This window comes from Pseudomonas sp. MM213, from assembly GCF_020423045.1.
GTDB lineage: Bacteria > Pseudomonadota > Gammaproteobacteria > Pseudomonadales > Pseudomonadaceae > Aquipseudomonas > Aquipseudomonas migulae.
This window is the reverse complement of record NZ_CP081943.1, coordinates 5,909,857-5,929,834: the sequence shown is the minus strand read 5'-3', so window position 1 is coordinate 5,929,834 and position 19,978 is coordinate 5,909,857. Positions and strand designations below refer to the sequence as shown.

Annotated in this window: 16 protein-coding genes; 8 read left to right on the top strand and 8 right to left on the bottom strand. The window is 61.3% G+C overall.

The features are described from left to right. Positions 1–3: 3 nt before the first annotated feature. From K5R88_RS26915 to K5R88_RS26885, 7 genes are all read right to left on the bottom strand, one after another. Positions 4–1,014, bottom strand: a complete 1,011-nt coding sequence (locus K5R88_RS26915; protein ID WP_008043780.1) for a chemotaxis response regulator protein-glutamate methylesterase — start codon at positions 1,012–1,014, stop codon at positions 4–6. After that, positions 1,011–3,299: a hybrid sensor histidine kinase/response regulator gene (locus K5R88_RS26910; RefSeq protein WP_226298688.1), complete on the bottom strand. Its 2,289-nt coding sequence runs from the start codon at positions 3,297–3,299 to the stop codon at positions 1,011–1,013. Before K5R88_RS26910 ends, K5R88_RS26915 begins: the two co-directional genes overlap by 4 nt. Continuing rightward, positions 3,296–3,979 (bottom strand): chemotaxis protein CheW, encoded by a 684-nt coding sequence (locus tag K5R88_RS26905; RefSeq protein ID WP_008029751.1) that lies wholly within the window; start codon positions 3,977–3,979, stop codon positions 3,296–3,298. The genes K5R88_RS26910 and K5R88_RS26905 overlap by 4 nt, the downstream gene beginning before the upstream one ends. Next, positions 3,976–5,244: a CheR family methyltransferase gene (locus K5R88_RS26900; protein WP_226298687.1), complete on the bottom strand. Its 1,269-nt coding sequence runs from the start codon at positions 5,242–5,244 to the stop codon at positions 3,976–3,978. Before K5R88_RS26900 ends, K5R88_RS26905 begins: the two co-directional genes overlap by 4 nt. Continuing rightward, positions 5,241–5,777, bottom strand: coding sequence for a chemotaxis protein CheW (locus K5R88_RS26895; protein ID WP_226298686.1), 537 nt, complete (start codon positions 5,775–5,777; stop codon positions 5,241–5,243). Before K5R88_RS26895 ends, K5R88_RS26900 begins: the two co-directional genes overlap by 4 nt. Continuing rightward, the gene (locus K5R88_RS26890; protein ID WP_404943262.1) at positions 5,777–7,339 is read right to left on the bottom strand and encodes a methyl-accepting chemotaxis protein; all 1,563 of its coding nucleotides are present in this window, start codon (positions 7,337–7,339) and stop codon (positions 5,777–5,779) included. The genes K5R88_RS26895 and K5R88_RS26890 overlap by 1 nt, the downstream gene beginning before the upstream one ends. Positions 7,340–8,298: 959 nt before the next feature. Beyond that, on the bottom strand, positions 8,299–9,021 hold the full coding sequence (locus K5R88_RS26885) for a tellurite resistance TerB family protein (protein ID WP_223556719.1): 723 nt from the start codon (positions 9,019–9,021) through the stop codon (positions 8,299–8,301). 187 nt (positions 9,022–9,208) lie between these two features. Between K5R88_RS26885 and K5R88_RS26880 the strand changes: the two genes are divergently transcribed. The 8 genes from K5R88_RS26880 (at position 9,209) to K5R88_RS26845 (ending at position 19,294) form a co-directional block, all read left to right on the top strand. Continuing rightward, positions 9,209–10,123, top strand: coding sequence for a LysR family transcriptional regulator (locus K5R88_RS26880; protein WP_008029741.1), 915 nt, complete (start codon positions 9,209–9,211; stop codon positions 10,121–10,123). 100 nt (positions 10,124–10,223) lie between these two features. Then, a complete protein-coding gene (locus tag K5R88_RS26875) occupies positions 10,224–11,711 on the top strand; it encodes a gamma-aminobutyraldehyde dehydrogenase (protein WP_226298685.1) in 1,488 nt (495 codons plus the stop codon). A gap of 227 nt (positions 11,712–11,938) precedes the next feature. Further along, positions 11,939–13,090 carry a putative ABC transporter substrate-binding protein YdcS gene (ydcS, locus tag K5R88_RS26870; protein WP_008029736.1) on the top strand — a complete coding sequence of 384 codons (1,152 nt, stop codon included), beginning with the start codon at positions 11,939–11,941 and terminating at the stop codon, positions 13,088–13,090. Positions 13,091–13,211: 121 nt separating this feature from the next. After that, entirely contained in the window at positions 13,212–14,249 is a 1,038-nt protein-coding gene (locus tag K5R88_RS26865; RefSeq protein WP_008029734.1) for an ABC transporter ATP-binding protein, read from the top strand. Position 14,250: 1 nt separating this feature from the next. Then, positions 14,251–15,198 carry an ABC transporter permease gene (locus K5R88_RS26860; RefSeq protein ID WP_192417881.1) on the top strand — a complete coding sequence of 316 codons (948 nt, stop codon included), beginning with the start codon at positions 14,251–14,253 and terminating at the stop codon, positions 15,196–15,198. Then, positions 15,188–15,997 (top strand): ABC transporter permease, encoded by an 810-nt coding sequence (locus tag K5R88_RS26855; RefSeq protein WP_223435955.1) that lies wholly within the window; start codon positions 15,188–15,190, stop codon positions 15,995–15,997. The genes K5R88_RS26860 and K5R88_RS26855 overlap by 11 nt, the downstream gene beginning before the upstream one ends. Before the next feature lie 160 nt (positions 15,998–16,157). Continuing rightward, positions 16,158–17,582: a gamma-aminobutyraldehyde dehydrogenase gene (locus K5R88_RS26850; RefSeq protein ID WP_226298684.1), complete on the top strand. Its 1,425-nt coding sequence runs from the start codon at positions 16,158–16,160 to the stop codon at positions 17,580–17,582. 227 nt (positions 17,583–17,809) lie between these two features. Further along, on the top strand, positions 17,810–19,294 hold the full coding sequence (locus tag K5R88_RS26845) for an APC family permease (protein ID WP_223416221.1): 1,485 nt from the start codon (positions 17,810–17,812) through the stop codon (positions 19,292–19,294). Positions 19,295–19,351: 57 nt separating this feature from the next. Here K5R88_RS26845 and K5R88_RS26840 read toward each other — a convergent pair whose 3' ends face one another. Further along, a complete protein-coding gene (locus K5R88_RS26840; protein WP_223435972.1) occupies positions 19,352–19,978 on the bottom strand; it encodes an RloB family protein in 627 nt (208 codons plus the stop codon).

Genomic DNA, 19,978 nt, shown 5'->3' with positions numbered 1-19,978 from the left:
TAGTCATTTGGCAAAAATCTCCAGCAATCGTGGCGCTATCTTTTCCAGCGGGCGAATTTCTACAGCGGCGTCGATGGCCGCTGCCGCTTTCGGCATGCCATACACCGCGCTGCTTTGTTGGTCCTGAGCGATGGTCAGGTAACCCTGTTGGCGCATGAGTTTAAGCCCCTGCGCGCCATCGCGTCCCATGCCGGTCAATAAAACCCCTACGGCATCGCCATTCCAGTAACTGGCCACACTCTCGAAAAACACATCGATCGAGGGCCGATAGATCTCGTTGACCGGCTCGGCGGTGTACGCCAGCGTGCCGTTTTTCAATAAACGAATATGGTGGTTGGTGCCGGCCAGCAGCACGGTGCCCGCCTGCGGTGGCTCGCCTTCCTGGGCCAGGCGCACGTTCAGGCCGCTGGCGCCGCTGAGCCACTCGGCCATGCCAGCGGCGAACACCTGGTCAACGTGTTGCACCAGCACAATGGCGGCGGAAAAATTTATCGGCAGTCCTTTGAGCAGTATCTCCAGGGCTGCCGGCCCGCCTGCGGAGGAACCGATGGCGATCAGTTTTTGCCGGGAACCTGAGTGGCGCAACGGGCCCGGCGCAGGTCGCACGCGATTGCCCTTGTCGCCGATCAGCCAACCGATGTTGAGGATTTTGCGCAGCAGCGGTGCCGCTGCTTCCTGGGCATTGCCGGCACCGATTGCCGGCGTATCGACCACATCCAGAGCGCCGTGGCCCATGGCCTCGAACACCCGGTGCACGTTCTGCTGGCGGTCGACCGTGACGATCACGATGGCACACGGCGTCTCGGCCATGATTCGCCGCGTCGCCTCGACGCCATCCATCACCGGCATGATCAGGTCCATCAGGATCAGGTCCGGGGTGTTTTCCACGCAACGCTGCACCGCCTCGGCACCGTTGCTGGCGACCCAGATCACTTGATGCTCCGGCTCAAACGCCAAGGCGCGACGCAGGGCCTCCACCGCCATGGGCATGTCGTTGACGATTGCGATTTTCATGCCCGCGCTCCTCCTATGAGCTCAACCACTGCATCAAGCAGGGCGTCGTCGTGAAAACTGGCTTTGGCTAGATAATAGTCGGCCCCGGCGTCCAGTCCACGACGACGGTCTTCTTCGCGATCCTTGTAGGACACCACCATCACCGGCAGCGATTGCAGGCGGTTGTCACGGCGCAACAAAGACACCAGTTCGATACCGTCCATGCGCGGCATATCGATGTCGGTGATCAGCAGATCGAAATCCTCGGAACGCAGGGCATTCCAGCCATCCATACCGTCCACCGCCACGGCCACGTCGTAGCCGCGATTGAGCAACAGTTTGCGTTGCAACTCGCGGACGGTCAGCGAATCGTCGACCACCAGAACCCGTTTGCGCGCAGCTTCAGCCGCCTGATTGCTGTGGCGGGCAATCCGCTCCAGACGCCCGGTATTGAGCAGTTTGTCCACCGACCGCAACATGTCTTCGACATCGACGATCAGCACCACCGAACCATCGTCGAGCAAGGCGCCTGCGGAAATGTCCTGCACTTTGCCCAGACGCTCGTCCAGCGGCAAGACCACCAGCGTGCGCTCGCCGACAAACCGCTCGACCGCCACACCGTAGATCGCATCTCGCTCGCGGATGACCGCGACCTTGAGGGTTTGCTGACTGTTGGTGCTCGCCGGACGCTGAAGCAATTGGCTGGCCGCAACCAATCCGACATGCCGGCCTTCGTACCAGAAATGCTGACGGCCTTCGACCTGCACGATGTCTGCCGGCTCCAGGTCGCACATGCGCTCGATGTGGGCCAGCGGAAACGCATACGCCTCTTCGCCGACCTCCACCACCAGGCTGCGCACCACCGACAGGGTCAGCGGCACTTCGAGATGGAAGCGGCTGCCCTCGCCCGCCGTCTGCTCCAGCACCACCGCGCCGCGCAACTGGCGGACCATGTGCTGAACCGCGTCGAGGCCGACGCCACGTCCGGACACTTCAGTGACCGCGTCGCGCAGGCTGAAACCCGGCAGGAACAGGAACGTCAGCAACTCCTCTTCGCTCAACTGCGCGGCGGTGTCGGCCGGGGACAACTGACGTTCGATGATGCTGCGGCGGACCTTTTCCAGGTCGACGCCGTTGCCGTCATCGCTCAGTTCCAGCATCAGCAGACCGGCCTGATGCGAGGCGCGCAGGCGGATCACACCTTCTTCCGGTTTACCGGCCAGTAGCCGTTGCTCCGGGGATTCGATGCCGTGGTCGACGGCGTTGCGCAGCAGATGCGTCAGCGGCGCTTCGAGTTTTTCCAGGACGTCGCGATCGACCTGGGTTTTCTCGCCCTCGATCTCCAGCCGCACCTGTTTACCGAGGCTGCGCCCCAAGTCGCGGACCATGCGCACTTGCCCGCTCAGCACATCGGCAAACGGCCGCATGCGACAGGCCAGCGCGGTGTCGTACAGGACTTGCGCGCGTTGACTGGCCTGCCAGGCGAACTCGTCCAGCTCGACGTTTTTTTCCACCAGCAATTGCTGGGACTCCGCCAGCAACCGACGCGCATCGTCGAGGGCTTCCCGGGCTTCCAGGCTCAAGGTTTGATCCTTGAGATGGACATTGAGGTTTTCCAGCGCCCGCAAGCCGTTGTTCTGCATGCGCTTGAGGCGTTGCATGGTGGCCAGATGCGGTTTGAGCCGCAGGGTTTCCACCAGGGATTTGCTCGACAGGTCGAGCAGGCTGTTCAAGCGTTCGGCCGTAACGCGCAATACGCGCTCGCCACTTTCGGTGGTGCGTTTGGTCTTGGGCGAGGGCTCGGCGGCAGCTGCCGAAGGGGCTTGCGTGGCGGCCGGCATGGGCGACTCAACCGTGGCCGTCGGCGGCTCCAGCTGCAGTTCTGCCATCGGCGGCGCGATGGGGGCAACCGTCGCCATGTGAACAAGCAGCCGTCCCATCAAGACGACATAAGCTTCGATATCCGCAGGCGCCGGTGCGTTGTTCGGCGTCGCGATGCGCATCAGCAAATCGGTGCCCTGCAGCAAGGCATCAATGTGCTCGGGCCGCAGATACAACCGGCCTTCCTGGGCGCTGACCAGGTAATCTTCCATCACATGGGCAACGCTGACGCCGGCATCGACGCCAACAATTCGCGCCGCGCCTTTGAGCGAGTGAGCCGCGCGCATGCACGATTCAAGGTAATCGGCCTGGGTCGGATCGCGTTCAAGCGCCAGCAGCCCCGTGCTCAACACCAGGGTCTGGGCCTCGGCTTCGAGGCTGAACAGTTCCAGCAAAGAGGCGTCGCGCATTTGCTCGGGGGTCATGTGAGGCTCCGGGTCACGGCGGACAGCAGCTGTTCTTCATCCAGCCAACGCAGGCTGCGACCTTTGAATTGCAATACGCCACGGGTGTATTTGGCGCTGGCCTGCGTACCGGAACGCGATGCGGCCTCAAGGAGGCGCTCGTCGATGGCATGGATCCCGTCGACTTCGTCCACTGGCACCACCACCGGCCCGCCGTGGGCCGCGATGATCAACATGCGCGGCATCACGCGCGCACCAGGCGCCACGCTGCTCACGCCGTCGAGCCCGAGCAGTTCCACCAACGACAGGCACGCCACCAGCGCGCCGCGCACATTCGCCACGCCGAGCAAGGCCCGGGAGCGCTGGTGCGGCAAGGAATGAATCGCTTGCAGCGGCGCCACTTCCACCAGGCTGCGGGTGGCCAGGCCCAACCATTCTTCGCCGAGGCGGAACATTAGCAGCGAGCGGGTTTTCACCTCGCTTTCGACCGCGACCGAGACTTGTCCGCGGTCTTCCTGTTGCAACGCATAACGGTCGAGCAAACGCGTAGCGGCCGCCGAGTACACCGCGCAATTGCGGCAATGAATGTGTTCGATCAGCAGCGGGCAGGACTTGTCGCCGTGGATACCGATACGGTTCCAGCAATCGTCGATGGCCTGGGCATCTTCATGGGTGAGGCTAAAGCTGTCGGCGGCATTCATCGTTTGCGCTCACTGTTTGCGCGCTCGCTGCGGGCGGCGCGGTCCTGCAATCGTTTGGCGCCCGCCGTGTCACCCTGTGATTGCAGCAAGGCCGCCAGGTGCATCAACGCGTCGGGATGTTGCGGTTCGAGGTACAACGCCTTGCGATAAAAGCCCTGGGCTTCGAGAGCGCTGCCGGCGACATCGCTGAGCAGTCCCAGCCAGTAAAACACCTGGGCTACCGGTTCATGGCTGCGCAAATAACTTTCGCACGCGGCGCGGGCTTCGGCGCTTTTGCCTTCATTGGCCAGTGCGGCGATGTTTGCCAGCAACGTAGCGGCGTCGGGACTGGCGGCTTTTGTCGCCACCGGCAGCGGCGTCACCGTTGCGAAGGGCCGCAGGCGTACTGGCGCCGGTGTGACGTTGCGCACCGGTTGGCGCACTGGCAACGGCGTCGGCACGAAGGCCGCAAAAGGCTCGGGCTCTGGCGCGCTCTGGCGACTGAACGCAAATGACTGTGGAATACCAATCGAACGCATGCCCAAGCGCCCCAGCAAACTGCCCTCGGCCGGGCCGATAAACAGCACACCCTCGACATGGGTCAGGCGCTTGAGCACTTCGAACACTTGTTGTTGCGTCGGCTGATCGAAATAGATCAGCAGGTTGCGGCAGAACACGAAGTCATAAGGCGATTCGTTGGCCAGCAACGACGGATCCAGCAGGTTGCCGACCTGTAAACGCACCTGTTCCAGCACGCGCTCGCTGAGGCGATAGCTGTCGTCCTCGGCGGTGAAATGCCGCTCGCGAAACGCGATGTCCTGGCCGCGAAACGAATTCTTGCCGTACTGCGCGCGCCTGGCTTTCTCCACCGACAGCGGGCTGACGTCCATGCCTTCGACTTTGAACTGATGTGGTTTGAACCCGGCATCGAGCAAGGCCATAGCAATGGAATAGGGTTCTTCGCCGGTGGAACACGGCAGGCTGAGAATCCGCAATGCGCGCATGTTGTTGATATCGGTCAGGCGCTTGGCCGCCAGTTTTGCCAGGGCGGCGAAGGATTCCGGGTAACGGAAAAACCAGGTTTCGGGAACGATCACCGCTTCGATCAACGCTTGCTGCTCATCCTGCGAGCCCTGCAAGGTGTGCCAATACTCATCGGCCGTCAGCGCGCTGGACGCCGTGCTGCGCTGGCGCACCGCACGTTCAATGATCGCGGGGCCCACCGAGGTGACGTCGAGGCCGATGCGCTCTTTGAGGAAATCGAAGAAACGCTGATCGCTGCTCATGGCTGCACCTCAAGCTGCGCCAGGTCCAGCGGGGGTGACGGAAACAGCAGCGCCCGAACCTGCTCGTCCAGCAGATCGGCGACGCGCACCCATTGCAGCAAACCTTGCGCGTCTTCACGCACCGGTCCGAGGTACGGCGCCTGGCGATTATCGAGGCCGTACGGCTGAAAATCCGCCGGGTTGCAGCGCAGCGTGTCGGTGGCCTGCTCCAGGATCAGCCCGAGCAATTGCGCCTCGGCGGTTTCATCCGCACGGTAATTGACCAGCACCAGGCGCGTGCTGGTGCGCGCCTGGGCCGGTACGCCAAAAGTCAGTGCACTGAGGTCAATTACCGGCACTACCGCGCCGCGATAGGCGAACACCCCGGCGACCCAGTCCGGCGCGCGGGGTATCGGCTTCAATGGCAGGCGCGGCAGCACTTCCGCCACCTCGATCGCTTGCAAGGCATAGCGCTCGCTGCCGATGCGAAACACCAGAAACAATGCATGCATCGCCGGCTTCACGGCGGTGCGTTTGGCCGTGAGTTCGCTCATCAGACTTTGAATCGCGAAACGCCACCGCGCAGCCCGACGGCCACTTGGCTCAGTTCGTCGATGGCAAAACTGGCCTGACGCAAGGACTCGACGGTCTGGCTGCTGGCATCGCCCAACTGCACCAGCGCATGGTTGATCTGCTCGGCACCGGTGGCCTGGGCCTGCATGCCTTCGTTGACCATCAACACCCGCGGCGCCAGCGCCTGAACCTGATGGATGATCTGCGACAGCTGCTCGCCGACCTGCTGCACCTCGGACATGCCGCGACGCACTTCTTCAGAGAACTTGTCCATGCCCATGACCCCGGCCGACACCGCCGACTGGATCTCGCGCACCATCTGCTCGATGTCGTACGTGGCCACGGCGGTCTGGTCCGCCAGGCGCCGCACTTCGGTGGCAACCACAGCAAATCCACGACCGTATTCACCGGCCTTCTCGGCTTCGATGGCAGCGTTCAGCGACAGCAGGTTGGTCTGGTCCGCGACCTTGACGATGGTCACCACCACTTGATTGATGTTGCCGGCCTTCTCGTTGAGGATCGCCAGTTTGGCGTTGACCAGATCCGCGGCGCCCATCACCGAGTGCATGGTCTCTTCCATTCGCGCCAGGCCCTGCTGCCCGGAACCGGCAGCTACCGAGGCCTGATCGGCAGCGGTGGAGACTTCGGTCATGGTCCGCACCAGGTCACGCGAGGTGGCGGCGATTTCACGGGAAGTGGCACCGATTTCGGTGGTGGTGGCGGCGGTTTCAGTAGCAGTGGCTTGCTGCTGTTTAGAGGTGGCGGCGATTTCGGTCACGGACGTGGTGACCTGCACCGACGAGCGCTGCGCCTGAGACACCAACGAAGTGAGCTCGGCCATCATGTCGTTGAAGCCGGTTTCCACGGCGCCGAATTCGTCCTTGCGCTCCAGGTTCAAGCGGCCGCTGAGGTCGCCGGTACGCATGACTTCGAGGATCTGCACGATGCGGTTCATGGGCGCCATGATCGCGCGCATCAGCAGCAGGCCGCAGAGACCGGCGGCCAATACCGCCACCAGCAGGGAAATGCCCATGATGACTTTCGCGGTGAACACCGCATCATCAATGTAGGCCATGTCCTGATCCGCCACGGCTTTGTTTTCGCGCAGGATGTCATTGAGCTTCATGCGCCCCGCCGTCCAGGTCGGGGTCAGTTGTTCATTGAACAACTTGATGGCCTCGGCTTCCTGATTGCGCTTATGCAAGTCGAGCACTGCGGCCAGGATCTTGCCGTAATTCTCATGGAATTTTTCGAAGGCTGCGAATTCGAGCTTGTCTTCATCCGTGGTGACGGTGGCGCGATAGCTATTCATCGCGTCCTGCACGCGCGCTTCAAAATTCTTGAAGTCTGCGGCGTCCTCGGCACTGATGCCCTGCCCTTCCTTCAAGCCCAGCATTTCCTGGGTCTGGAGATAGCTGTCGACCCAGGCGCCACGAATCATCGAGCTGTAATACACCCCGGGGAGCGCATCGTCACGAACGCTGACTTCGCTGGCCTCGATCTTCAACAGCCGGGAATACGAGACGACGACCATCAGCAACATGATGGCGATAATTACCGCAAAGCTCGCCAAAATGCGTTGGCGCAACGTCCAGTTCTTCACAGTCAGTCCTCGGGGCCATTTCAAATGCTGCGCAGTATAGCCGAGGGCGGTGTTTCATTTATAAGACGGATGCGCGGCGGTTCACATCTCGGCGAATGAGGGTTGTGGCGGGGCTGAAAAGGCTATCGCCAGCAAGCTGGCTCCTACAGGTGATCGGTGTCGGGCACGAATGTTGTGCGCACCGATATTCCCTTGTAGGAGCTGGCTTGCCGGCGATGGCGGCCTTGAGGGCGGTGCAGGATTTTAGGGCCTCATCGCCAGCAAGCTGGCTCCTACAGGGGATCGGTGTCGGGCATGCATGCTGTGCGCACCGCAGTTCCCTTGTAGGAGCTGGCTTGCCGGCGATGGCGGTCTTGAGGGCGTGCTGGATTTTAGGGCCTCATCGCCGGCAAGCCGGCTCCTACAGGGGATCGGTGTCGGGCACGAATGTTGTGTGCACCGCAATTCCCTTGTAGGAGCTGGCTTGCCGGCGATGGCGGTCATGAGGGCGGTGCAGGATTTTAGAGCCTCATCGCCAGCAAGCTGGCTCCTACAGGGGATCGGTGTCGGGCACGAATGTTGTGCGCGCCGCAATTCCCTTGTAGGAGCTGGCTTGCCGGCGATGGCGGTCATGAGGGCGGTGCTGGATTTTAGGGCCTCATCGCCGGCAAGCCGGCTCCTACAGGGGGGCGGTGTCGGGCACGAGTGTTGTGCGCACCGAAGTTCCCTTGTAGGAGCCGGCTTGCCGGCGATGGCGGTCTTGAGGGCGGGGCAGGATTTGAGGGCCTCATCGCCGGCAAGCCGGCTCCTACAGGTGGTCGGCGGCGGGCACGAATGCTGTGCGCGCCGAAAATCCTTTGTAGGAGCCGGCTTGCTGGCGATGGCGGTCTAGGGAGCGAAACAGGATTTGAAGTCGGTTTCTACATGGAGGCCTGGCGCACCTGTTTTTCCAGCTCGACCTTCAACGCTGGCTCAAGCTTGAGTTGGCGCGCCAGTTCGTCCAGGTAAGACTTCTCCATGAAGTTCTCCTCGTCCACCAGCATCACGCTCGCGATGTACATCTCGGCCGCCATTTCCGGCGTGCTGGCGGCGCGCGCAACATCGGTTGGATCGAGGGGTTTGTTCAGTTCGGCGTGCAGCCAGTGTTGGAGTTCCTGATCATTGTCGAGTTTGGTGAACTCACCTTCGATCAACGCACGCTCGCGCTCGTCGACATGACCATCAGCCTTGGCCGCCGCCACCAGCGCCTTGAGAATCGCCTGGCTGTGTTGCTCGACCTGCGCCGTCGGCACGCGGTCCACGGTTTGCGGCTCTTGCTTCGGTGCAGTGCCCTGCTGGGCCTGCCAGTTGCCGTAAGCCTTGTAGGCAATCACGCCCAATGCCGCGAGGCCGCCGTAGACAGCGACTTTGCCGCCGACTTTGCGAGCCTTCTTGTTACCCATCAACAGGCCCATCGCGCCAGCGGCCAATGCACCGCCACCCGCGCCTGACAACAAACTGCCAAGGCCGCCCGAACCACCGCCACCACCAAGCAATCCGCCCAATCCACCGCTGGACGCCTTGTTCTGCGCGCCACCGGTCTTGTTCTGCAACAGGTCCTGGCCGGATTTGAGTAATTGATCGAGCAATCCACGGGTATTCATTCTTGCCGCCTCCACAAAAGGGGTTAACCGGACACATAAGGCCACCAGCCTAGATCGAAAGTGCCCAGCCCTTCCCGGCGAGAGTGCTTCCAGATGTTGCTCACCTTCTGTAACGCTAAAAAGCCCATCGATTAAAAAGATATACACTCAAGCGAATCTATAAAAACCGCCCACCGGGTACTTCTTCATGATGACTTTGCGTCAAATTCGTCATTTCATCGCCGTGGCCGAGACCGGCTCGATCTCTGCCGCCGCGCAAACCGCGTTCATTTCCCAATCGACATTGACCCTGGCCATCCAGCAACTGGAGCAGGAAATCGGCGTCGGGCTGTTCAACCGCCATGCCAAGGGCATGACGCTGACCCACCAGGGCCATCAATTCCTACGCCAGGCACACCTGATTCTGGCAACGGTGGACAACGCCAAACGCAGCCTGCAACAAAGCACCGATCAGGTCGCCGGGCAGTTGATCGTCGGTGTAACCAGTCTCGTCGCCGGTTATTACCTCGCGGACCTCCTCACCCGCTTTCAACGCGCCTACCCCAACGTCGAGATCCGCGTGATGGAGGACGAACGCCCGTACATCGAGCATTTGCTGGTCAGCGGCGAGATCGATGTCGGTGTGCTGATCCTCTCCAACCTCGAAGACCGCCACGCCCTGCAAACGGAAGTGCTGACCCATTCGCCCCATCGTTTATGGCTGCCGGCCCAGCATCCGCTGCTGGAACACGACAGCATCAACCTGGCCGACGTCGCCCGTGAACCGCTGATTCAACTGAACGTTGATGAAATGGACCGCAACGCCCAGCGCATGTGGTCGGCGGCGTCGCTTCAACCGCGCATCACCCTTAAAACCGCTTCGACCGAAGCGGTACGAAGCCTGGTGGCCGCAGGGTTGGGCGTGTCGATCCAGCCCGACATGACCTATCGCCCCTGGTCATTGGAGGGCGACATCATCGAAGCGCGGCCGATTGCCGACCTGAGCCAGACCCTCGATGTCGGCCTGGCCTGGCGCCGCGGTACGGCACGTCCGGCACTGGTCGACCCGTTCCTGACCGTCGCGCGCGAGCAGCCCCACGGCGGGCGCAAGCCATCTATTTAATCGAACGCCACCTTCAGTATTTAGTATTTGTCGACCTCGGATCCGGGCACTAGTCTTGGAACATCTATAAGACGGCCGGGCCCCAGTCACAGGGAGCAGCATGGCCACACAAGAAAAGAGAACCCGAAAAATGGCTGGCGCGCAGACCCCGTTGTTCACCGCGTTGTTGATCGATGGCGAACTGGTCGCGGGTCAGGGTTTTGTCGAGCCGATCCTCAACCCGGCCACCGGTGAGGTGATAACGCACATTGCCGAAGCCAGCACCGAACAAGTCGAAACCGCGATCCTCTCCGCGCACCGTGCGTTCGCCAGTTGGTCGCGGACCACGCCGCAGCAGCGCTCGAACCTGCTGCTGGACATCGCCAACGCCATCGAAAAACAAGCCGACCTGCTCGCCCGCCTCGAATCCCTGAACTGCGGCAAACCGTTGCACCTGGCGCGTCAGGACGACTTGAGCGCGACGGTCGACGTGTTCCGCTTTTTCGCCGGTGCGGTGCGCTGCCAGACCGGTCAGCTCAGCGGCGAATACCTGCCGGGTTATACCAGCATGGTGCGTCGCGATCCGATTGGCGTGGTCGCCTCGATTGCACCGTGGAACTACCCGATCATGATGGCCGCGTGGAAAATCGCCCCGGCCCTGGCTGCCGGCAACACGCTGGTGTTCAAGCCTTCCGAGCACACGCCGCTGTCGATCCTGGCCCTGGCGCCCGCGCTGGCCGAGATCCTCCCACGCGGCGTGATCAACATTATTTGCGGCGGCGGTGAAGGCGTGGGCAGCCACTTGGTCAGCCACCCGAAAATCCGCATGGTGTCGCTGACCGGCGATATCGTCACCGGGCAAAAAATCCTCCAGGCCGCAGCGAAAACCCTGAAACGCACGCACCTCGAACTCGGCGGCAAGGCCCCGGTGATCGTCTGCAACGATGCCGACATTCAGGCGGTGGTCGAAGGCGTGCGCACGTACGGTTACTACAACGCCGGCCAGGATTGCACCGCCGCCTGCCGCATTTATGCACAGGCCGGCATTCATGACCGCCTGGTGGCCGAACTCGGCGCGGCGGTCAGCAGCCTGCGCTTCGCTGGTAAACGCGATGCCGACAACGAAATCGGGCCGCTGATCACCACCCGCCAGCGCGACCGCGTGGCCAGTTTCGTCGAACGCGCCCTGGGTCAGCCGCACATCGAGCGCGTGACCGGCGCGGCCGTGCATTCCGGCGCCGGCTTCTATTACCAACCGACGCTGCTGGCCGGCTGCAAGCAGAGCGATGAAATCGTCCAGCGCGAAGTGTTCGGGCCGGTGGTCACCGTGACCCGCTTCGATGGGCTCGAACAAGCGGTGGACTGGGCCAACGATTCGGAATACGGCCTGGCTTCCTCGATCTGGACCCAGAACCTGGACAAGGCGATGCAGGTCGCCGCGCGCTTGCAGTACGGCTGCACCTGGATCAACAGCCATTTCATGCTGGTCAGCGAAATGCCCCATGGCGGCCTGAAACGCTCGGGCTACGGCAAAGACCTGTCCAGCGATTCGCTTCAGGACTACAGCGTGGTGCGGCACATCATGGCGCGCCACGGACAGCATTTATAAAAGCGCACTACGCTAACAATTAGCCGTAAAGGCATTAGCGCAGAAACGCTGGAACACCGCGAATCCTGTAGGAGCCTGGCTTGCCAGCGAAGGCGTCCGTCCAGTTGACCATCAGGTTGACTGACCCACCGCTATCGCCAGCAAGCCGGCTCCTACAGGATCGTGTTTACAACGCTGAACCACGTTCAAAACTGCCCCGACCATAATTTAAAGAAGAGGGAATTCCCATGTTCGTGCACAAGACCGCACTGCTCAGTGCAATCACCACAGCGCTGTTGGCCAGCGCCAGTATCCAGGCCGCCGAACCGCTGAAAGCCGTCGGTGCCGGCGAAGGTCAGCTGGATATCGTGGCTTGGCCCGGCTACATCGAACGTGGCGAAAGCGACAAGGCCTACGACTGGGTGACCAGTTTCGAGAAGGAAACCGGCTGCAAGGTCAACGTCAAAACAGCCGCCACTTCCGATGAGATGGTCAGCCTGATGTCCAAGGGCGGTTACGACCTGGTGACCGCATCGGGCGACGCGTCGCTGCGGCTGATCGTTGGCAAACGCGTGCAGCCGATCAACACCGCGTTGATTCCGAACTGGAAGAACATCGACCCGCGCCTGAAGGATGGCCAGTGGTACGTCGTCAACAAACAAACCTACGGCACCCCGTATCAGTGGGGCCCGAACGTGTTGATGTACAACACCAACGTCTTCAAGACCGCCCCGGACAGCTGGGGCGTGGTGTTCGAGGAACAGAACCTGCCGGACGGCAAGTCCAACAAGGGCCGGGTCCAGGCCTACGACGGTCCGATCTACATCGCCGATGCAGCGCTCTATCTCAAGGCGAAACGGCCGGAACTGGGGATCAAGGACCCGTACCAGCTCAACGAAGAACAGTACAAGGCCGCGCTGGACCTGCTTCGCAAGCAACAGCCTCTGATCCACCGCTACTGGCATGACGCGACCGTGCAGATGAGTGACGTCAAGAACGAAGGCGTCGTGGCGTCCAGCACCTGGGGCTACATGGTCAACGGCCTGGTGGCGGACAAACAGCCGGTGGCCTCGGTCATTCCGAAAGAAGGCGCAACAGGCTGGGCCGACACCACCATGCTGCACGCCGACGCCAAGCACCCGAACTGCGCTTACAAGTGGATGGACCATTCGCTGCAACCGAAAGTCCAGGGTGACCTGGCCGCCTGGTTCGGTTCGTTGCCGTCGGTTCCGGCGGGATGCAAAGAGAGCGAACTGCTCGGTGCCGAAGGCTGCAAGACCAACGGCTTCGACCAGTTCGACAAGATCGCCTTCTGGAAAACCCCGCAGGCTGAAGGCGGCAAGTTCGTGCCGTACAGCCGCTGGACCCAGGACTACATCGCGATCATGGGCGGTCGCTGACGCCTGAAGGTCCTTCGGACCTTATCGCCGGCAAGCCGGCTCCTACAAAGTACGCGTACCCGCTGTAGGAGCTGGCTTGCCAGCGATGCTTTTCAGATTTGATATTTCGGAGCACCGCACCATGACGCTTGCAGTCCAGTTCACCAACGTTTCCCGTCTGTTCGGCGAAGTGAAAGCCGTAGACCGGGTTTCCATCGACATCCAGGACGGCGAGTTCTTCTCCATGCTGGGCCCTTCCGGCTCGGGCAAAACCACGTGTTTGCGCCTGATCGCCGGTTTCGAACAACCGAGCGCAGGCTCGATCCGGATTCACGGCAACGAAGCCGCCGGGCTGCCGCCGTATGAGCGTGACGTCAACACGGTGTTTCAGGATTACGCCCTGTTCCCGCACATGAACGTACTCGACAACGTCGCCTACGGTTTGAAAGTCAAAGGCGTCGGCAAAGCTGAACGCCAGAAACGCGCTGAAGAAGCCCTCGACATGGTCGCCCTCGGCGGCTACGGCGCACGCAAACCGGTGCAACTGTCGGGCGGTCAGCGTCAGCGTGTGGCCCTGGCCCGCGCATTGGTCAATCGCCCACGGGTGCTGCTGCTCGACGAACCGCTGGGCGCCCTCGACTTGAAGCTTCGCGAGCAAATGCAGAGCGAGCTGAAAAAGCTGCAACGCCAGCTCGGCATCACCTTCATCTTCGTCACCCACGACCAGACCGAAGCCTTGTCGATGTCCGACCGCGTGGCGGTGTTCAACAAGGGGCGCATCGAACAAGTCGATACCCCGCGCAACCTCTACATGAAACCGGCGACCACCTTTGTCGCGGAATTCGTCGGCACCTCCAACGTGATTCGCGGCGATCTGGCGCAGCAGCTCAGCGGCAATCCGCAGCCGTTTTCGATTCGCCCGGAACACGTGCGTTTCGCCGACGGCCCGTTGGCCAGCCACGAAATCGAAGTCAGTGGTTTGCTCCACGACGTTCAGTACCAGGGCAGCGCCACCCGTTATGAACTGAAGCTGGAAAACGGCCAGACCCTGAACATCAGCCAGGCCAACAATCAATGGCTGGACGTCAGCGCGCAACATCAGACCGGGCAACGCATCAGCGCACGCTGGGCACGGGAAGCGATGATCCCGCTGCACGACACCGTTGCCGGCGGGGTGTGAGATGACCAGCGTGGCTCTCCCTCAATCCCCGGCCAGCGGCTCGCCACTGCGCAGGTTTTCCAACCTGCTGTATCGCCGGCCGAACTTTTACCTGTCGCTGCTGCTGGTGCCGCCGCTGTTGTGGTTCGGCGCGATCTACCTCGGTTCGCTGCTGGTGCTGTTGTGGCAAGGCTTCTACACCTTCGACGACTTCACCATGGCGGTCACGCCCGACCTGACCCTGGCGAACTTCACCGCGCTGTTCCAGCCGTCGAACTTCGACATCATCCTGCGCACCCTGAGCATGGCTGTCGTGGTGTCGATCGCCAGCGCCATTGTCGCGTTCCCGATCGCCTACTACATGGCGCGCTACACCACCGGCAAGACCAAGGCGTTTTTCTACATCGCGGTGATGATGCCGATGTGGGCCAGTTACATCGTCAAGGCGTATGCGTGGACGTTGCTGCTGGCCAAGGGCGGCGTGGCGCAGTGGTTCGTTCAACACCTGGGACTGGAGCCTGTCTTGCAGTTTGTGCTGGGCATTCCGGGCGTGGGTGGCAGCACCTTGTCGACCTCGCACCTGGGGCGCTTCATGGTGTTCGTCTACATCTGGCTGCCGTTCATGATCCTGCCGATTCAGGCCTCGCTGGAACGCCTGCCGCCGTCGTTGCTGCAAGCCTCCGCCGACCTCGGCGCCAAGCCGCGCCAGACCTTTATGCAAGTGATTCTGCCGTTGTCGATTCCGGGCATCGCCGCCGGGTCGATCTTCACGTTTTCGCTGACCCTGGGCGACTTCATCGTGCCGCAACTGGTGGGCCCGCCGGGGTACTTCGTCGGCAGCATGGTGTACGCCCAACAAGGCGCGATCGGCAACATGCCAATGGCCGCGGCGTTCACGCTGGTGCCGATTGTGTTGATCGCCATTTACCTGACCATCGTCAAACGACTGGGGGCCTTCGATGCACTCTGAGAAAGCTTCTTTGGGTCTGCGCATCGCAGCCTGGGGCGGGTTGGTGTTTCTGCACTTCCCGATCCTGATCATCTTCCTCTACGCGTTCAACACCGAAGACGCGGCGTTCAGCTTTCCGCCCAAGGGCTTCACCCTGAAGTGGATCAGCGTGGCGTTCGCGCGGCCGGACGTGCTGGAAGCGATCAAGCTGTCGCTGCAGATCGCCTCCGTCGCGACGTTGATCGCGTTGGTGCTCGGCACGCTGGCGTCGGCGGCGTTGTACCGGCGGGATTTCTTCGGCAAGCAAGGCATCTCGCTGATGCTGATTTTGCCGATCGCGTTGCCGGGGATCATCACCGGGATCGCGCTGTTGGCGACCTTCAAGACGCTGGGCATCGAGCCGGGGATGTTCACCATCATCGTCGGCCACGCGACCTTCTGTGTGGTGATCGTCTACAACAACGTCATCGCCCGGTTGCGCCGCACTTCGCACAGTTTGATCGAAGCCTCGATGGACCTCGGCGCCGATGGCTGGCAGACCTTCCGCTACATCGTCCTGCCGAACCTCGGCTCGGCGTTGCTGGCCGGCGGCATGCTCGCGTTTGCGCTGTCGTTCGACGAAATCATCGTCACCACCTTCACCGCCGGCCATGAACGCACCCTGCCGCTGTGGCTGCTCAACCAGCTCAGCCGCCCACGGGACGTGCCCGTGACCAACGTCGTCGCGATGCTGGTGATGATGGTGACCATGCTGCCGATTCTCGGCGCCTATTACCTGACCCGTGGCGGTGAAAGCGTGGCGGGGAGTGGCGGGAAGTAACGAACAACTCAATATCCACTGTAGAAACCGAATCCTGTGTAGGAGCGAGGCTTGCCCGCGAAGGCGTCCTCGAGAGCGCCAAAAGCTTCGCGGGCAAGCCTCGCTCCTACACAGGATCCGGTTTCGGCAGAAAAATAATAGATTCAAAGAGGACAACGCCATGCAAACCAAACTCTTGATCAACGGCCAACTGCTCGACGGCGAAGGCCCCGCCCAACCGGTGTTCAACCCGGCCCTCGGTCGTGTGCTCGTGGAAATCAACGAAGCCAGCGAAGCCCAGGTCGATGCTGCCGTACGCGCTGCCGATGCCGCGTTTGAAAGCTGGTCGCACACCCCGCCGAAAGAGCGCTCGCTGTTACTGCTCAAACTTGCCGACGCCATCGAAGCACACGGCGAAGAGCTGGCCAAACTCGAATCCGACAACTGCGGCAAACCCTACAGCGCTGCGCTGAACGACGAGATCCCGGCGATTGCCGACGTGTTCCGTTTCTTCGCCGGCGCCAGCCGCTGCATGAGCGGTTCGGCAGGCGGTGAATACCTGGCCGGGCACACCTCGATGATCCGCCGCGACCCGGTGGGCGTGATCGCCTCCATTGCGCCGTGGAACTACCCGTTGATGATGGTCGCCTGGAAAATCGCCCCGGCCCTCGCCGCCGGTAATACCGTGGTGCTCAAGCCGTCGGAACAAACCCCGCTGACCGCGCTGCGCCTGGCACAACTGGCGTCGGAAATCTTCCCGGCCGGCGTACTCAACCTGGTATTCGGCCGTGGTCCTACCGTAGGCAGCCCGCTGGTCACCCACCCTAAAGTGCGCATGGTGTCGTTGACCGGCTCCATCGCCACCGGCTCGAACATCATTTCCAGCACCGCCGCCAGCGTCAAACGCATGCACATGGAATTGGGCGGCAAGGCCCCGGTGATCATCTTCGACGACGCCGACATTGATGCCGCAGTTGAAGGTATTCGCACCTTCGGTTTCTACAACGCCGGCCAGGACTGCACCGCCGCATGCCGCATCTACGCACAGGCCGGCATCTACGAAAAATTCGTCGAGAAGCTCGGCGCGGCAGTCAGCAGCATCAAGTACGGCGTGCAGGATGATCCGTCGACCGAACTTGGCCCGCTGATCACCGCGCAGCATCGCGACCGGGTAGCCGGGTTCGTCGACCGCGCCGTGGCGCAACCGCACATTCGCCTGATCACTGGCGGCAAGGCAGTTGAAGGCAACGGTTTCTTCTTCGAACCAACGGTGCTGGCCGATGCACAGCAGGACGACGAAATCGTCCGCCGCGAGGTGTTCGGGCCGGTCGTGTCGGTGACCAAGTTCATCGATGAAGCACAGGTGCTCGGTTGGGCCAACGATTCGGACTACGGCCTGGCGTCGTCGGTGTGGACCTCGGACGTCGGCCGCGCACATCGCCTGTCGGCACGCTTGCAGTACGGCTGCACCTGGGTGAACACGCACTTCATGCTGGTCAGCGAAATGCCCCATGGCGGTCAGAAACTGTCCGGGTACGGGAAGGACATGTCGATGTATGGGTTGGAGGATTACACCGTTGTGCGGCATGTGATGTTCAAGCACTAAAAGCATCGCGAGCAGGCTCGCTCCCACAGGGGAATGCGATCAACTGTAGGAGCGAGGCTTGCCCGCGAAGGTGTCACCTCGGTTTCAAGGTAGAAACCGTCAATACGCACCACCAGGCTTCAACGCCAGACCAAAAAAACAATAACCACCGATCCGGGCAGCGCCATCACGGCCCTGTCACGGTTTCGGACATCCGAAATCTGCCGATTTTCCGGAGCTAACACACCATGAGTGCACTACCTGAATTCTCCGCAGCCGTTGCCGACAGCGATGCCGAGCAACTCCGAAAGCTGGGTTACACCTCCAACTTCAACCGCAGCATGAGCCTGTGGGAAAACTTCGCCCTGGGCTTCACTTACCTCTCACCGGTCGTAGGGGTTTATACCCTCTTCGGCCTGTGCCTGGCCGCCGGTGGACCACCGATGTTCTGGGCGTATTTGCTGGTCGGTTGCGGCCAATTGCTGGTGTGCCTGATCTTCGGTGAAGTGGTCTCGCAGTTCCCGATTTCCGGTGGTGTTTACCCATGGGCTCGCCGCTTGGTGGGCAAACGCTGGGCGTGGATGGTCGGCTGGATCTACTCCATCGCCCTGTGCGTGACCATCGCCGCCGTTGCGGTTGGTGCCGGGCCTTACCTTGCCGCGATGATGGGCTTCGAACCGAGCAACAACACCAACATCGTCATCGCCCTGGTGCTGACCCTGTTCGCCACGCTGGTCAACCTCAGCGGCACCAAAGTGCTGGCGCGAATCGCCATGTTCGGCTTCCTCTGCGAACTGGTCGGCGCGGTGATCGTCGGCATGTACCTGCTGATTTTCGAACGTCATCAATCGATCAGCGTGTTGTTCAACACCTTCGACATCAGCGTTGACGGCTCTTATCTGCCGGCCTTCCTCACCGCCTCGCTGGCGGGGATGTTCCTGTACTACGGCTTCGAGGCCTGCGGCGACGTGGCCGAAGAAACCCCGAACCCGAGCAAGAAAATTCCGGTGGCCATGCGCATGACCATCTACATCGGCGGCGTTGCGGCGATGTTTGCTTGCCTGGCACTGATCCTCGCCGTGCCGGACATGCAAGCGGTGATCAACGGCACCGACAAAGACCCGGTCGGCACCATCCTCAACAACGCCTTCGGCCCGGTCGGTTCGAAAATGGTCATGGGCGTGGTGATGATTTCCTTCATCTCCTGCGTCATCAGCCTGCAAGCGGCGGCGAGTCGTCTGCTGTATTCCTACGCCCGGGACGAAATGGTCATCGGCAGCTCACTGCTGAAAAAGATTTCGCCTACAACCCAGGTTCCGGTTGCTGCGCTGTTCGTCTCCGGCGTTCTGCCGGCGCTGATCATTATTCTGGGCTTCTTCCTGCAAGACGCCGTGGCCACCATCGTCAGCTTCGCAGCAATCGGCATCTACCTCGCGTTCCAGATGATCGTGCTTGCAGCCCTTTATGCCCGCCTGAAAGGCTGGAAACCGAGCGGCAAATTCACCCTCGGCGCCTGGGGCTGGGCGGTGAACATCGGCGCGCTGGTCTACGGCGTCGGCGCCATCATCAACATGGCCTGGCCGCGCACGCCGGATGCGGCGTGGTACATCAACTACGCGATGGTGTTGAGTACGGCGATCGTGATTGGCTTGGGGCTGGTTTATATGTGGATTGCCAAGCCGTATGACCATGGTACGGCGCCTGCTGGGGATGCCTGGAAGGTTAGTCACTAAGGCATTTGCTCTTCAATCGACAGCCTGCCCGCAGCAATGTGGGCAGGCTTCATGTTGCTAGAGAGTCTGCGGTTTGGAGAGTGCTTCGAATTCATCCATCAGCAAATGAATCTCGGTGCTGGGGTTGGGTTCGCCACTAACCGCGACGTCCTCAAGAACCTTGGGGGCCAGGGTTCTCGCCTTTTGGAACGGCTCGCCCAGTAGTTGAGCGAAATAGTTGGTGTCTTTGCCCTTCTCGTATTTATCCATACTTGGTTTTTCTCTGAGGCTCCTGGTCACCAAGTCGCCCGGAGAGTTTTTCCCAACAGCTCTGAACGGCTTTCGATTGAATCCAAAGTGCAGAAGTAGCCAAAACTCAAAACAGGGGTATGAGGCAATAACGTGGATTTTTGGATGTGCCTTCGCCATATCGATGGCTCGTTCAAAGCATGGGTGCGTATCGCGATCCAGTGCACAAAACACCCTGTCGAACCACTTCTGACGTGCAATGGCTCTTTCCACGATGCCGCTTGGGTGTGTGACTCCGCAGTGGACGATCTCAACCAGGGCGTTGGCGCGAAAATAAAATGCGGCCTCTTGCAGATATCGTTTTCCTGACTGGCTGTCCTCACAGAGCACCAACACTTTAGGTTGAGGTTTAAATCGCGGAGCCTTTCGATCAAATGATCTTGCCGAGCGCACCAT